This window comes from Aliidiomarina indica (assembly GCF_015354615.1).
In the GTDB taxonomy this organism is placed as follows: Bacteria; Pseudomonadota; Gammaproteobacteria; order Enterobacterales; family Alteromonadaceae; genus Aliidiomarina; species Aliidiomarina indica.
Window position 1 is genome coordinate 56,808 of sequence record NZ_JACAVQ010000004.1, and the last position, 13,139, is coordinate 69,946.

The following is a 13,139-nucleotide window of genomic DNA, read 5'->3' on the forward strand; positions in this document are numbered from 1 at the left end:
AAGCGTCTCTTCGAGCCAGTTCTCGAAAGCGAGATTTTTCGCATCGGCATCCGTATTAGAGGGGCCAAAGAATTCGCGCATGTTATGAAAGGAATAGCCGGAGCCAATGATGAGCACTTATATAGATAATGGCGTTCGGCTTAGGAAAATGCAGGTTCAGATGCTCTCGAATTTCGCGGAACTTGCGGATCATGTCATCATGGCTAGGGTCGCCAAGGAGCGGCAATGGACCACCACCGTGGGATACAAATAGGACGGGTTGCTTTGTTGCGAACATGGTGACCTCTCGTGGCACTGCCGACAGATATGACACATTAAACGCAGATTTAGAATATTATTCATTCTATTTTTTAGAATGAAACATTAGTATATATCCAATTCCCTAAAATTGTGGTCGCCCGTAAAGTATGTCGCAGATACATAATTTGAGGACATATCCATGACTACATTGATTAAAAACAACGCATTACTACACAAAATATTTGCTACCGAAGGTGGTTGGGGCGCATTGGCACTCCGCATTCCTGTTGGAATCATCTTTGCCGCCCACGGGGCGCAAAAGTTGTTTGGTTGGTTTGGTGGCTACGGCCTTGAGGGCACGGCCGGATGGATGGAGAGCATTGGACTGGCGCCAGGCTTGTTGATGGCATTCTTGGCAGGTGCCGCGGAATTTTTTGGCGGCGTATTCCTGATTTTCGGTGTATTAACCCGTCCATCGTCGGTGGTACTTGCGTTCACTATGATTGTGGCAATCTTTGCTGTGCATTTTGAGCATGGCTTGTTTTTAGCAAATAATGGCTATGAGTTTGGCTTAGCGTTACTCGCGGCAAGTGTATCACTGGCATTTACCGGCGCAGGGAACGTATCGGTCGATCGAATGCTCACTAAGCAGTAGCCTGCAACGGAGATTCAATGGCACGCTCGACAATTACGCAATGGCATATGTTCAAAGCAGTTGTGGATTTCGGTGGCTTTAATCAGGCCGCCGAACGCATCCATAAGAGTCCGTCGAGCGTGCACAATGCTGTGCAAAAACTTGAGCAGCAACTCGGGGTCGATTTATTTAAGATGCAGGGCCGTAAGTTAGTGCTTACTGCGTCTGGTGCGCACTTGTTACGACGCATTAATTATCTGCTGCATGAAGTGGAAAGAATGGAACATGTGGCAAGCAATATGCAAGTGGGCATTGAATCGAGCTTACGGATCGCAGTTGACGAAGCATTTCCAAAAGAACCGCTATATCAGGCACTATCGAATGTGTCAGAAGAATTTCCACTGATTCGTGTTGAGGTATTGGAGACTATACTCTCCGGTGCTGATGAGTTACTGGAACAAGGCAAAGCAGACGTCTCTTTGTCGCCCTTTACGCTGTCAGAAAACCTCAGCGAGGATATATGTACGGTGAAGTTTGTGCTGGTCGCGGGCGCCGGACATCACCTCAGTAAGGCAAAACTTCCGCTTACATTGGAAGATTTAAAGGCGCATCGACAAATTGTTTTACGTGATTCGGCACTTAATAAGCAAACGAATTACGGATGGCTCGGAGCGGATCAGCGATGGACAGTGAGCCATATCGCCAGTTCTATCGAATTGATTCGTCGTGGACTCGGCTATGCTTGGCTACCTCAACATGCGGTGGCACCATTTCTGGAGGATGGGAGTCTCAAAGCGCTTAATTTGTCGCGGGGCGCGGTCCGCTCAACGAATTTCTACCTCAACTTTACTGACGGCGAACTTCTCGGTCCTGTCACGCGCAGCTTCCTCGGACAAATCCGCTACCTCACATTAAACTAACCCCCGACGAAAACAGAGTTCCACCCCAGGGGCACAACTGTTGTTTCCGCGCTGGAAAAGGGCTGTGGGCGAGGTGGCTTGGGACAAAAACAGAGTTCCACCCCAGGGGCGGAACTCTGTTTGTAAGTCAAAATTGAGTTTAATGTGAGTTACAAGTGAGCGCTTATTCGAGGTTGATAAAGGGGAGGAGGCGGGCGATGTTAAGGGCATCGTCGATGCCGCGGTGATGTGTGCCTGAAAACCTAAAATCATGATGCTCTAATGCGTGCAGCAAGCCGCTTTTGGCCTTGCGCGACAACCCATTGCTTTTGCGCCACAGGGTTTTTAGGTTGAGGTGAGGTACGTTAAAAAATTCCGGTGCGCAAGCGTGTCGCTTCTGTTCAACGGCAATTTGGTTTCGATCGTAATTGCCCCATGATCCCCATTGTGTGATGGGATATTGAGCGAGCCAGCGATCAATAGTGGCGATGGCATCTGGATAATGGGGCGCTTGATCTACATCGGCCTGAGTAATACTGGTGAGCGATTCGCAAAAGGCACTCAACGTGGGCCGCTCCATAGGCCGCACTAAAAACGATCTTGAATCAATAATCTGACCTCGAGTATTGGTGACGGCACAACCAAACTCAATGATCTCCATATCTTCCACGGTTTGCATGCGGTTTAAACCGGGCACTTCTGCATCCCAGCAGGTGGCCTCTAAGTCAACGATCAGTACTAATTTTTCCATGGCAGCAGTTACCCCTTCAGCCTATTTAACGTTACGTCCTTCTATTCCATCATAATGAGATTCCACCGGATGCCAAGCGATTTATGCATAGCGTTTCAAATAGATTTATCATTAAAAATTTTATGATAAACATTAAATAATAGTTGCAATACATAAATTCCTCCCTTATATTCTCACTCAATGCACCCGAGCAAGTGGCGTGCAAAAGGTGTAAACATCATACGATTTATCATGCCGAGGTGTACCAGCGGGGTTCGGCACTCTTAAGGAGATTTAAAATGAGTTCTAATCCATATAAAGGTGCGGGTATTGCTGCGTTGATTTTGGCGGTTCTATTCCCAATTTACTGGTTACATCCCTTACATTTTTTGGCCGTGAGTAGCTTTCAGGAAATTTTGCGTGCCGATGTTATGACGCTGAACGCTTGGGACGGGCTGTTCGTTTTGATTGGCGCCCTTGAGGTGTATATCTACCTGATGCTGGCGCGTATGTGTCGCGATCAATTAAACGGTGAACTACCAGCAGTACTCTTGTATGTGATGGCAGGCTTTGTGGTGTTGTTTCATGCAACCGTTCTATTCGATGTTGCCGTTGCTTTAGGTGTGATCACAGAACTGACAGACACCATGGTCGCATTGATTGCCGGTGTGAGCTTAACCTTCGTTATGCTTTATGCGCTCGTGGCCGTTGTATTTGCCATCACATTGCTCATGCGGTTCGTGGCGCTGTCAGCTGTGATGAAGGTATTCACAATCGGGCTATTAAGCGCTAGCTTCCTGCAACTCACCATCGTGTTAGGTGTAGCGAATATTTTCTTGTTCCCGATCCTTCTTGTACTGCTTGCTATTCAATTCCTACGCAATGATCACAGCGTTGAAGTGGTTTAGCATGTGGCGCCAACGAGGAGTTCAAACCCAATGAAAATACGTGTAAATCTCGATGTTGAATTGGCCAAGAACAAAATGTCGCTCACAGAATTATCGGAACGAGTCGGCATTTCGATGACGAACCTGTCGCTGCTAAAAACGGGCAAGGTAAAGGCGATAAGATTTAGTACTCTCGCCGCAATTTGCGCAACCCTCAACTGTCAGCCGGGCGACCTACTCGAGTACGAGCCCGAGTGACAAAAACAGAGTTCCACCCCTTGGGCGTAACTGTTATTTCCGCGCCAGATAAGGGCTGCGGAGGTATGGGCGTCGGACGAAAACCGAGTTGTGCCCCAGGGGTGGAACTGTTGTTCGTGTGGGGCATCGGTGGTTAGGGTAGGGAAAAGAATCGGCCGCTGGGGATAACAGTCCCCGCGGCCGGGGTGGAATCACTAAGCTTAATCTTTCGGTTTGTTTCCGAGCATTTGTTGCAATACGCCATCGCGTTTAATGAGACCATGATGCAATGCGGCGCCGATGTGGACGAGAATGAGGGCAATAAATGCCCACGCCACCCAGCCATGAAACTCCCTTAAAAACCCGTACAACGCTAGGTTTTGTGGCAACAGACTTGGCAACGCAAACATATCAAATACCACGACCGGACGGCCCGCAGCATTTTGCATAAGCCACCCTGAAATCGGCATGGCGAACATGGCTGCATAGAGCAAGATATGCGAAAGCTTGGCAACTTTTTTCTGTAAAGGTGGCACTGAATTTGGTAATGGCGGCGGCGTGAATCGCGCGCGAATGATGACGCGAGCAAGCACAGCAACTAAGGCCACCACACCAAATGATTTATGCAGTTGCAGCAACGTGAGATGCCATGGCTCGAGGCTTTGCACCATCGCTAGGCCGGCAAATAGCATGGATAGGATAAGTAACGCCATGCTCCAATGTAATACGCGCGCGGCGACATGATAGCTACGAGTACTCATTGTGAGCCCCCCTCGCGTGCTTGAAACAGATTTTCCCGGGCCCGGCGACGGTATGATTCCGCGTAAGCGGCCGAACGAGCGCGCAGAATTTTATCGTCGGTAGCCGCCATTCCGCGAGGCAAAATGAGAGGGTCAAAGTTAATTCCATCACAATTGCCTTCGGCTTCAGTCGTTGCACTATGAATTGAGATAACGCCCGCTAAGCGCTGCGTACGGTCGTCACCCCAGAATACAGTGGGGTCGGTTTCATCGTCGTCTTCATTGGCAAACGTGAAAATCAAATCAAACATTACAGGACGGTTCTCGAGACGGGCGACTAGCTCATTGCGCAGGGCATTGGGGTCGTCATCCAATTCAATCACACTGTCAGGTACGGTGTGTGAGCTTGGCCGAGCAGACCAGCGAATCGCGCGTTTACTGCCCTCATCATCCACCAAGAAGAACGCATTAATGCTGTGGTAGGTTTCGGTGGCAAAGCTACCGGTAGGTGTGTAACTCGCTTGCCATTCCCGGGCTGCTTGCGTTTCGGGGTGCGCGGCTAAAAATTCCGCAATACGTTCTGGATTGCGCTCGCCGGTTTCAGGATCTGGCGCGAAGGCGTTGGCTTGCGCGAAGAACGCATCTGGTGTGCGCACGGGCATCACCGGCGGTGTGTTCATGGCGGTATTCCATGCGTCGCGGGTACCTGGGTTGAAGCTAAGCGCTAGGCTACGTACCGATGATGCCAGATCAGGCGCGGTCGGGTTGCTGCCGCCGGTTGAAATACGCCCCACAAAAGGAGTGCTTCTTTCATTAAAAACCGATGCCGTAGTGTACGGGCCCACATGGTTACTGGAAATAAATTCACCAGCAATACAAAAGCCTTTGGCATGGGCGCGTCGAAAGCCGAGATGCGGATTGCCGGCCTCTTGATAGTCTACAAATTCTTGGGCCGTAACGATGCGTTGACCCAAGCCGGAAGCGACTGCGTAAAAAAGCAGGGCTAGCCCGCCAACAACTATCGCAATGATCGCGTATCGAAGTGCAAGCTGAGACGATTCAGGCTTACTCATTGTTATTTTCCTGAAAGTTAAGGTGCCTTAATTAAGAAGCTTATATGCAAATCTCGGAACTTTCGATCAATTGAGATAATTTAAATGCGACATTTCGAAAAAACTGGTTTCGGGATTCCCAATAGGCTAATTTGCGCAAGGGGCTATAAACCTTCTCAGATGGTCAGCGTTTTGGAGCAGCAATAGAATCCCTCTACTTTGGTGGGGCAATTGCGCTTGTGATTTTTGCCGTGGTTTACGCGGCCCGTCAAATGAGTGAGCGATAACTTAGCTTGCATGTGGCGAGATGGGGCGAAAAATACCGGTTTTGGTCATATCACGAATTAAAGTGAACTGCTCCAGTGCGGTTACCGGATCAATTTTTTCAACGGCGTCTAAATTTAAAGCCGACCATTGGTCGCGCGTAATTTTAACAGAAATAAGGTAACTATCAGTTTCATGGCCCATGGCCTGATCGGTTTGTTGGGTGTATCCCGATACAATAAGGTGATTGACGCTGGGAAGGGTAACAAAAGCCACCCCAATAAGCCGAAAAATAACGCCGTGAATGTGCTGCATATACTCTTTACGCTGCTGAGTGGCGCTCTTATCTTTAATCAGTAATCGCTTCCCTGTTTTGCTAACTTCCGCGGAGCGAGAGGGGAAAGCTTCCGTAGTGGGAAGATCGACGTCGATGAACACAACCACGTTATCATGCTGCTGGATATCGAAATCGATAAGTGTTTCCCGCGGCCAATCAAGTTCTGCCAGCTCGTGTTCGAGCAGCTCCTCCATAAAGGTCACATCATGATCGCGACGATGAACAAAGGTTTTCTGTAACTCAAGTTGCTCCTGGCGATGCGCGTCACGCTGCTTGGTCCATAGGGCGACGGCGTCGGCATACTCCTGCTGCAATTCCGTACGTACGCTGTTGATACGCTGATTTTCACTTTCCCATTCCTGTTGTAACGTCCTGGCCTTGGTGTCTCGTTTGGCAGCAAGCCGAGGAAACCACGCATGCCAAAACCATCGGCGCGGAAGCCGAGGCGGCTCCGGGCTGGCGGGAAGTTTGGGCTCTTGCGGATGGGGATGATTAAAGTTTACGGGTACGAACTCCGGCGCTTCCGTGCTGAGCGCAGGGGTATCATGATGAATGTTGAGCAGCAGTTCATTATCGTCATTAATGCGCTCTAATTCGTTCTGTAGAAAGGTGTAAATAGACTCAGATTGTTGCTGCCAGAGCTGGCGCTCGATAGATTTATCAACGGCTTGCCCGTCTGGCCCGCGGAACAGAAGCTGTCCGCGATCGTCGAGCGTGAGCTGTACGCTAATTTTAGATTCATTCTGCGAGCGCTGCTGTTCGCGGGCGACCCGTCGCTGATGGGCAGGGCTTTTATCGAGGCGAGAGCGATAGGACAACCCAGTGCCCGGCGCACCCACATTGCTCCATACGCCGCGCTTTCCGGCAGTGATTGAAGCGCCACGAATTCCGGCGGATGCGCTCACACCCGACTTGCTAAAATTAAGGCGCACTCCGGGCAAAATGCGGACACGCCGATGAAATCGAAACGCCATTTACCAAGGCAACCGGCCGGTAAGCACGTCTTTAAGCATCACCCAATCACCCATCAGGCTGTAAATGGGATGTTTGAATGTGGCGGGCTTATTCTTTTCAAAGAAGAAATGCCCAACCCATGCAAAGCCGTAACCCACCACGGGCACGGCCCACAACCACACGTATGCACTACTGAGAATGGCGTAAACAATGATGGCCACCACCAGCAGTGTGCCCACTACATGCAGGCGACGCGATGTGCGGTTGCGATGCTCTTTTAAATAGTAGGGGTAAAACTCCCGGAAGCTATTGAATTCTTTCTCTGCTGCGCTGCTCATGCTTGATTGCTCCTTGTCACTGCACCCGACGGCACACTTGTGAACCCGTCACAATGTTGTACCATCGACGCAGGAATGGAGCAAATATTGTGTGTTACCGGATAAAACAACAGTTACGCCCCAGGGGTGGAACTCTTGCAGCCCTTGTATGGCGAGGAATTTGCCGTTTTGAAAAAAGGACAAAATCTGAGTTCCACCCCTGGGGCGGAACTGTTGATGCGGCCTCGTGAATGGATAAGTGAATATGAAATTCGAAGCTTTTTACCAACGCGCGCTAGAACGCAAAGGTGGTTTTCAGGCGGTAAGTGAGCGCTTACCCTACGTGGCCACCTCAGAGGAGTTGTGCGCATTAGGTGATGACCGTTATTTATCAACAATAACCAAGTGCGTATTTCGGGCAGGGTTTGTGTGGCGAATTATCGAAAATAAATGGCCTGGATTCGAAGAAGCCTTTAGTGGTTTTCTGCCGTTGTATTGGCAGCAAGTGCCGCCGGAGCGGCTAGAGGCGCTTGGCCGTGATGAGCGCATTGTGCGTAATATGCAGAAGATTAATACGGTGCCGCACAATGCCTTTATGATCGTTGAAGCTGCAGAAAGATACGGCAGTTTTGGTGCGTTTTTAGCCCAGTGGCCATCGCAGGATCAGGTTGGGCTTTTGCTTTGGTTAAAGAAAAACGGTGCGCGATTAGGCGGTGCAAGTGCGCAGTATTTCCTGCGCATGGTCGGCTGGGATGGCTTTATTTTATCCACCGATGTCACTACAGCCCTGGTAAACCATAACCTCTTGGATGCCAACCCGATGTCTCAAAAGGGCTTAAAGCAAGCGCAGCAAGTGTTCAATCAGTGGCATGAGGAAACCGGAATGCCCTATTCGCATCTGTCTAAAATCTTATCTTTTACCTTAGATGCGCGCTAATCCGCCTATAACCCCAGATACACTTCGGTGACGCCATTAATGACAAATTGCACAGCGATAACCGCCAAAATAATACCGAATATACGGGTGACAATTTCTTTGCCGGTTTCGCCCAAATACTTGACCAAGAAATGCGAGTAAATCATTGCGAAATAGCAGGCCGTGACGGTGACAAGAATGGCGAGAAACACCACAAGCACATGCCATATTTGCGGTGCTTCGCTAGTCAGAATCATGACGGTCGCGATAGAGCCCGGACCGCTGATAAAAGGAATCGCTAGCGGAATTACGGATATATCTTTGGCAAGTTTACCATCGGGCTGAGGGGCCTCTCCGCTCGCCTCCTCACCCTCATCCTGGCCTTTGTGAATCATGCGCATGGCGATGCCAAACAAGATCAAACCACCGGCAATACGAAAGGCCTCGAGGGTTATTCCAAACAGCTTGAAGATCACACTACCTAGTAATGCGAAGGTGACGAAAATGCCCCCAGCAACTAGAGTGGACCGTTTGGCTGTGGTGCGAATGGTTTGTTTGTTGGCCCGTGGCAACAGCGATACAAAAATAAACGCAGTGGTCAGTGGATTCACAATGACAAAAAGCGCTGCAATGGTGATTGCAAAATATTCGAAGAATCCACTGTAATCCATTATTCACTCCTAGACGCTGTTGAATTTCCAATTTAACAGTCAGTTATAGGACATAAACGCCTACTTCTCAACCGACGAATTAACAGTTCCACCCCTGGGGCGGAACTGTTGTAGCCCTTGTGTGGTGCGGAATTTGCTGTTTTGGAAAAGGGACGAAACATGAGTTCCACCCCTGGGGCGGAACTGTTTTAGCGAAGCGGAGGGTGGGCCTCTGGGGTTAGGGGCAAGGGGTGTCGAGTTGGTGGTTGGTGAGGAAGCTTTGGATGTCGTTGTATGCGGGGGTCCAGAAGCGCAGTGGTGACGCTAAGCTGGCGACGAGGGCTACGTGGCGAGCCCGATCATAGGTATGCACATCAACAGGGACGCCGAGTTCACGTAAACGAGACGCGAATTTGTCGGTGTGGGCGGGCTCTGCAACGGTATCCTGTTCTCCATGAAGGAGCAGTGTCGGTGGCATATCGGCGTGGGCTAAGGCCACAGGGTTGGCTTCATCGCCCTCCACCGTGGTGAACTTATCTTTAACGCGCTCATGCTCAAGGGGTAAATCATAAGGGCCTGAGAGTCCTATCAGTGCTGAAATAGTTAGGTTGGTGGCGTTTGCATTGGCAAAATAACGCGGTTCAACAGCGAGCATGGCGGCGGTGTGGGCCCCTGCAGAATGCCCCATCAATACAATGTCATTGCCCGCTGAGCAAACCCTTCCTTGGTGCTGTTCAATGGCATCGGGCAGTGCAGCAATGGAATCGGCGACATCTTGAATAAAATCGGGAAACTCAACATCGGGATACAAACGATAATTAGGGACGAGGGTAACGTAACCTAACCGCGCAAATGCTTGTCCGACAAACTCAAATTCTTTCTTATCACCTTGATCCCAAGCGCCCCCATATACGAATACTATAACGCGTTGTTTCACATTATCTTGCGTCGGCACATAGATATCCATGCGCTGACGATCATGGTCACCATAGGCCACATCACTGAGCAAATCATAGCTGCCAGAAGGAACAACTGTATTAAGCACGCGCGTGGGTTGGCATGCGACTAGCAACAAAATGATGGCAATAATGGCAACGACAATGGCGATTCGCATAAAGCTCCGTTTTTAGAAGGTGGTAAAGAAGGTACGTCATGCACCGATAATATGATCATACGCATAATTCGAAATAATCCGCAGTGCTTCGTAGATTATTGAACTACTATAAATGTAGTAGGAAAAGATGATCTCGCAGCATAATAAAAATTAACGAGCCTCGGGGGGCAATCTTGATGTTAGAGCCCTTGAAAAACATCGGAATACCCAGCGATATCTTAACCACGGTGTTAGATAACGTGGGCGCGTGCGTGTACGTAAAGGACAGATCCGGGCGTTATATTTATGCTAACCGTCAGGTTCAAGAATTGTTTGGCCACTCTCTCGAAGATATTATCGGTAAATCCGATGAGGCATTTTTCGATCTCGAGCGCTCAGCGCAACTGAAAGAAAATGATGATTGGGTCATTAGCAAGGGTAAGGTGCTAGAAAGCGAAGAAGCAAATTACCTGAAATCAACTGGTGAGCGACATATTTACCTCACGGTAAAGCAGCCACTTTATGACGATAACCAACAAATTATTGGTATGTTTGGTATATCGACAGATATTACCGCAGAGAAAAAGCTGGCGCGGGAATTGAAGCAGCAAAATGAGATGCTCAATATATTGATGGATAACATTGATTCTAGTATTTACATGCTCACCGAAGATAATCATTTAATCTATGGAAACCGCTCTTTAGCGGAGCAATTTCAGCGCACGCAAGCTGAGCTGCGGAATATGAACATTTCGGAGCTTGTGGATGAACAAACTTTTAAAGCACTGGCAGAGCACAATCGCAAAGTGTTTGAGTCTGGGGAAACCCAAAAATTCAAAGAAGAAGTGCGCACCGCAGATGGCGAGCGGCGGTTCTATTGGTCGGTGAAGGTCCCCTACACGCTTGCGGATGAACAGAGGGTTATTGTTGGTTTATCGACAGATATGACGGAGACTTTTTTGTTGCAGGAGCGCTTGCGTGAGCAATCTAATCGTGACCCGATGACAGGATTATATAACCGTCGATTCTTTTTTGATTTTGCCGAAAAAACCATGGCGGAATCAGAACGCAGCGGGCGCGCAACGTCAACTCTGGTTATTGATGTAGATGACTTTAAAAACATTAATGACAACTATGGGCATCCTGCAGGAGATAGAGTATTAAAAGATTTTTCAGCACTATTAGAACGTTTGGTGCGTAAGGGTGATATTGTCGCGCGGGTGGGCGGCGAAGAGTTTGCTGTACTTCTCCCGAATACCGGCTACCAACAAGCGGTTGATGTGGCCCGTCGTATTTGTGAGCAAACACGTATCACGCCGATTAAATTAGCGAATGATCAGGTTGTTAATGTGACTGTGAGTATTGGCGTGGCGGACAATCCAGCATCGAAAGGGCTGTATGAAACCATATACGGAAAAGCGGACGCACGCTTATACCTTGCTAAGAATAATGGACGTGATCAGATTTGTGCCCAGGACTAGTGGTTTGCAGATATCTAGCTATCAGGAGATCGCGCAATGCCTTCGAACGCTTTAAGTTTTGATGAAAAGCAGTTTCGTCACTTGCTAGAAACCTTGTGGGAGCAATCTCTTAGTCCGATGTGGGTGTGCAAAGTGGTGCACGATGACTTTGAAATGGTGAGTGCAAATAAAGCAGCGCTAAAAGTTGATGCTAATCAGTTACCCGGAACATTGCTCAGTGAGGTGGTAAAAAAGAGCGGGCACGACAATAGTGTGGTTGCCGGTTATTTTACCTGTCTTGAAAAAAGAACCTTAGTTGAGTTTGAACAGCGCCCCTATGTGGATGGCAAGGAGCATTTGTTTCGCACCGTGTTAGTCCCGATCAAAAACTCCCGGGGCGCGATTACGCATATTTGGGGTTCTGCTTATAATTTGACGGATTTACTCGACGTTCAGCTCGATTTGGCGCAAGAAATTGAATCGCTCCAGCGCAAACTATCGGAGCGCACCAAGCAGCTACACAATGCTCGTCAGACACTGGAAGAGTTCGCTACGAAAGATGCGCTGACCCAGGTGGCGAATCGCCACTTCTTTGATGAGAACTTAACGAGAGCGGTTTTGCGCGCCCATCGTGAGCGCGAACCCTTAGCACTTATTATGATTGAAGCGGATTATTTCAAACGCTTTAATCAACGTTATGGACATCAGGCCGGCGACGACTGTTTACAACAGATTGCGCAAGCTATCGCACAAATTGATTTACGTCAGGATGATGTGGTCGCTCGTTTCAGTGGCAATACCTTCTCAATACTTTTACCCAACTGCGAACCCAGTGATGCAGAGCGCATCGCCCATGTGGCCCTAAAGCGTGTCCGTAATTTGAATATTAAACATGAAACATCAGGGGTTACCGGTGATAAAATAATGACGGTAAGTATTGGTGTTGCCGTTGCCGCGCTTGGCCAGTCCACTTCTGATAGCTTATTTAAAGAAGTCACCGACGCTCTAGATGTGGCTAAATCTTCCGGAAATAATTGCGTTCGCATGTCGGTTATTTGACCCCGTACCCAACGCACCGCGTTGGCCGCGAGCCGCTAGAATCAGGTAAATGTCTATGTCCTTAAAGCCCTCATTACAAATTGGCTATTACCGCCACTACAAAGGCGCGATGTACAGGGTGCTGGACCTTGTCCGTCACTCCGAAACCGACGAATGGCTGGTGCTATATCACCCCTGTTATGGTGATCGCGGATTATGGGTTCGGCCCTACACAATGTTCATAGAGCACATTGAGCATGAAGGAAAACGGCAACCGCGGTTTGCTCATATTCCTGCTTATTACGATCCCGAAGCATCATGAAGAAACTACAACAATTAGCCTTGTTATGTGCGGCAATAGGCATTGGTTTCGCTTTGTTGGTGTATCAGCAAGTGGATACTTCGGCGCCTTCTTATAATCAGGGCGGCATTGGTATGTTAGTGATGATTATTTCGCTGCCGACGCTGTTAGCATCCGCCGTGTTTAATATCCCCACCACGTTGCTGTTGCTGGATCCTAAAAGGCGCACAGAAAGTGGGATGGATACCCCTCTTGGCTATGCTATTTGGATGATGAATTGGCTGCTTCTTTTTGTTTATTTATATTTTATAGTGTTATCCATACGCGTGATTTTTCACGTCTAGTGTTATTGTAAATGTAATTTGTTAAGCTTGATTTGGCTTCAGGAAT

At 48.8% G+C, this 13,139-nt stretch carries 17 protein-coding genes; 9 read left to right on the plus strand and 8 right to left on the minus strand.

Translation table 11 applies throughout. The features are described from left to right. Nucleotides 1–82 precede the first annotated feature (82 nt). Entirely contained in the window at nt 83–277 is a 195-nt protein-coding gene (locus tag HXZ99_RS12230; RefSeq protein ID WP_228517785.1) for a hypothetical protein, read from the minus strand. A gap of 162 nt (nt 278–439) precedes the next feature. On the opposite strand from HXZ99_RS12230, the gene HXZ99_RS07490 reads away from it, so the two are divergent. Together HXZ99_RS07490 and HXZ99_RS07495 are read left to right on the plus strand one after the other, a co-directional pair. Then, a complete protein-coding gene (locus tag HXZ99_RS07490) occupies nt 440–895 on the plus strand; it encodes a DoxX family protein (RefSeq protein WP_194756671.1) in 456 nt (151 codons plus the stop codon). A 17-nt stretch (nt 896–912) separates the two neighbouring features. Next, on the plus strand, nt 913–1,794 hold the full coding sequence (locus tag HXZ99_RS07495) for a LysR family transcriptional regulator (RefSeq protein WP_194756672.1): 882 nt from the start codon (nt 913–915) through the stop codon (nt 1,792–1,794). 163 nt (nt 1,795–1,957) lie between these two features. On the opposite strand, the gene HXZ99_RS07500 is transcribed toward HXZ99_RS07495, so the two are convergent. Continuing rightward, a complete protein-coding gene (locus HXZ99_RS07500) occupies nt 1,958–2,524 on the minus strand; it encodes a 3'-5' exonuclease (protein WP_194756673.1) in 567 nt (188 codons plus the stop codon). Between the two features lie 278 nt (nt 2,525–2,802). Between HXZ99_RS07500 and HXZ99_RS07505 the strand changes: the two genes are divergently transcribed. Together HXZ99_RS07505 and HXZ99_RS07510 are read left to right on the plus strand one after the other, a co-directional pair. Continuing rightward, nucleotides 2,803–3,411: a hypothetical protein gene (locus tag HXZ99_RS07505; protein ID WP_194756674.1), complete on the plus strand. Its 609-nt coding sequence runs from the start codon at nt 2,803–2,805 to the stop codon at nt 3,409–3,411. Between the two features lie 30 nt (nt 3,412–3,441). Next, nucleotides 3,442–3,648, plus strand: a complete 207-nt coding sequence (locus tag HXZ99_RS07510) for a helix-turn-helix domain-containing protein (RefSeq protein WP_194756675.1) — start codon at nt 3,442–3,444, stop codon at nt 3,646–3,648. 200 nt (nt 3,649–3,848) lie between these two features. Here the strand turns inward: HXZ99_RS07510 and HXZ99_RS07515 are convergent, their stop codons facing one another. The 4 genes from HXZ99_RS07515 to HXZ99_RS07530 form a co-directional block, all read right to left on the minus strand. Continuing rightward, nucleotides 3,849–4,388, minus strand: coding sequence for a cytochrome b (locus HXZ99_RS07515; protein ID WP_194756676.1), 540 nt, complete (start codon nt 4,386–4,388; stop codon nt 3,849–3,851). Continuing rightward, nucleotides 4,385–5,440 (minus strand): catalase family peroxidase, encoded by a 1,056-nt coding sequence (locus tag HXZ99_RS07520; protein ID WP_194756677.1) that lies wholly within the window; start codon nt 5,438–5,440, stop codon nt 4,385–4,387. The genes HXZ99_RS07515 and HXZ99_RS07520 overlap by 4 nt, the downstream gene beginning before the upstream one ends. A 267-nt stretch (nt 5,441–5,707) precedes the next feature. Further along, nucleotides 5,708–6,994 carry a DUF4236 domain-containing protein gene (locus HXZ99_RS07525; RefSeq protein ID WP_194756678.1) on the minus strand — a complete coding sequence of 429 codons (1,287 nt, stop codon included), beginning with the start codon at nt 6,992–6,994 and terminating at the stop codon, nt 5,708–5,710. Next, nucleotides 6,995–7,312, minus strand: coding sequence for a DUF962 domain-containing protein (locus HXZ99_RS07530; RefSeq protein WP_194756679.1), 318 nt, complete (start codon nt 7,310–7,312; stop codon nt 6,995–6,997). 244 nt (nt 7,313–7,556) lie between these two features. Here HXZ99_RS07530 and HXZ99_RS07535 point away from each other — a divergent pair, with 244 nt between their 5' ends. After that, nucleotides 7,557–8,228, plus strand: coding sequence for a DNA-3-methyladenine glycosylase I (locus HXZ99_RS07535; protein ID WP_194756680.1), 672 nt, complete (start codon nt 7,557–7,559; stop codon nt 8,226–8,228). Between the two features lie 5 nt (nt 8,229–8,233). Here the strand turns inward: HXZ99_RS07535 and HXZ99_RS07540 are convergent, their stop codons facing one another. Both HXZ99_RS07540 and HXZ99_RS07545 read right to left on the minus strand, forming a co-directional pair. After that, nucleotides 8,234–8,878 (minus strand): MarC family protein, encoded by a 645-nt coding sequence (locus HXZ99_RS07540; protein ID WP_194756681.1) that lies wholly within the window; start codon nt 8,876–8,878, stop codon nt 8,234–8,236. 217 nt (nt 8,879–9,095) lie between these two features. After that, the gene (locus HXZ99_RS07545) at nt 9,096–9,971 is read right to left on the minus strand and encodes an alpha/beta hydrolase (RefSeq protein WP_194756682.1); all 876 of its coding nucleotides are present in this window, start codon (nt 9,969–9,971) and stop codon (nt 9,096–9,098) included. 176 nt (nt 9,972–10,147) lie between these two features. Here HXZ99_RS07545 and HXZ99_RS07550 point away from each other — a divergent pair, with 176 nt between their 5' ends. From HXZ99_RS07550 to HXZ99_RS07565, 4 genes are read left to right on the plus strand one after another with little or no spacing between them, the layout of a single operon-like run. After that, nucleotides 10,148–11,431 carry a sensor domain-containing diguanylate cyclase gene (locus HXZ99_RS07550; RefSeq protein ID WP_194756683.1) on the plus strand — a complete coding sequence of 428 codons (1,284 nt, stop codon included), beginning with the start codon at nt 10,148–10,150 and terminating at the stop codon, nt 11,429–11,431. A gap of 36 nt (nt 11,432–11,467) precedes the next feature. Beyond that, nucleotides 11,468–12,469, plus strand: a complete 1,002-nt coding sequence (locus tag HXZ99_RS07555; RefSeq protein WP_194756684.1) for a GGDEF domain-containing protein — start codon at nt 11,468–11,470, stop codon at nt 12,467–12,469. Between the two features lie 55 nt (nt 12,470–12,524). Continuing rightward, the gene (locus HXZ99_RS07560; RefSeq protein WP_407928506.1) at nt 12,525–12,770 is read left to right on the plus strand and encodes a DUF1653 domain-containing protein; all 246 of its coding nucleotides are present in this window, start codon (nt 12,525–12,527) and stop codon (nt 12,768–12,770) included. Beyond that, nucleotides 12,767–13,093, plus strand: coding sequence for a hypothetical protein (locus HXZ99_RS07565; protein ID WP_194756686.1), 327 nt, complete (start codon nt 12,767–12,769; stop codon nt 13,091–13,093). Before HXZ99_RS07560 ends, HXZ99_RS07565 begins: the two co-directional genes overlap by 4 nt. Nucleotides 13,094–13,139 lie beyond the last annotated feature (46 nt).

Bases quoted from the DNA above. Each gene is read 5' to 3' on its own strand.
- HXZ99_RS07500 (WP_194756673.1), bottom strand. From the start codon at position 2,524: ATGGAAAAATTAGTACTGATCGTTGACTTAGAGGCCACCTGCTGGGAT.
- HXZ99_RS07510 (WP_194756675.1), top strand. From the start codon at position 3,442: ATGAAAATACGTGTAAATCTCGATGTTGAATTGGCCAAGAACAAAATG.
- HXZ99_RS07515 (WP_194756676.1), bottom strand. From the start codon at position 4,388: ATGAGTACTCGTAGCTATCATGTCGCCGCGCGCGTATTACATTGGAGC.
- HXZ99_RS07525 (WP_194756678.1), bottom strand. From the start codon at position 6,994: ATGGCGTTTCGATTTCATCGGCGTGTCCGCATTTTGCCCGGAGTGCGC.
- HXZ99_RS07505 (WP_194756674.1), top strand. From the start codon at position 2,803: ATGAGTTCTAATCCATATAAAGGTGCGGGTATTGCTGCGTTGATTTTG.
- HXZ99_RS07535 (WP_194756680.1), top strand. From the start codon at position 7,557: ATGAAATTCGAAGCTTTTTACCAACGCGCGCTAGAACGCAAAGGTGGT.
- HXZ99_RS12230 (WP_228517785.1), bottom strand. From the start codon at position 277: ATGTTCGCAACAAAGCAACCCGTCCTATTTGTATCCCACGGTGGTGGT.
- HXZ99_RS07495 (WP_194756672.1), top strand. From the start codon at position 913: ATGGCACGCTCGACAATTACGCAATGGCATATGTTCAAAGCAGTTGTG.
- HXZ99_RS07540 (WP_194756681.1), bottom strand. From the start codon at position 8,878: ATGGATTACAGTGGATTCTTCGAATATTTTGCAATCACCATTGCAGCG.
- HXZ99_RS07490 (WP_194756671.1), top strand. From the start codon at position 440: ATGACTACATTGATTAAAAACAACGCATTACTACACAAAATATTTGCT.
- HXZ99_RS07565 (WP_194756686.1), top strand. From the start codon at position 12,767: ATGAAGAAACTACAACAATTAGCCTTGTTATGTGCGGCAATAGGCATT.
- HXZ99_RS07550 (WP_194756683.1), top strand. From the start codon at position 10,148: ATGTTAGAGCCCTTGAAAAACATCGGAATACCCAGCGATATCTTAACC.
- HXZ99_RS07560 (WP_407928506.1), top strand. From the start codon at position 12,525: ATGTCCTTAAAGCCCTCATTACAAATTGGCTATTACCGCCACTACAAA.
- HXZ99_RS07555 (WP_194756684.1), top strand. From the start codon at position 11,468: ATGCCTTCGAACGCTTTAAGTTTTGATGAAAAGCAGTTTCGTCACTTG.
- HXZ99_RS07530 (WP_194756679.1), bottom strand. From the start codon at position 7,312: ATGAGCAGCGCAGCAGAGAAAGAATTCAATAGCTTCCGGGAGTTTTAC.
- HXZ99_RS07545 (WP_194756682.1), bottom strand. From the start codon at position 9,971: ATGCGAATCGCCATTGTCGTTGCCATTATTGCCATCATTTTGTTGCTA.
- HXZ99_RS07520 (WP_194756677.1), bottom strand. From the start codon at position 5,440: ATGAGTAAGCCTGAATCGTCTCAGCTTGCACTTCGATACGCGATCATT.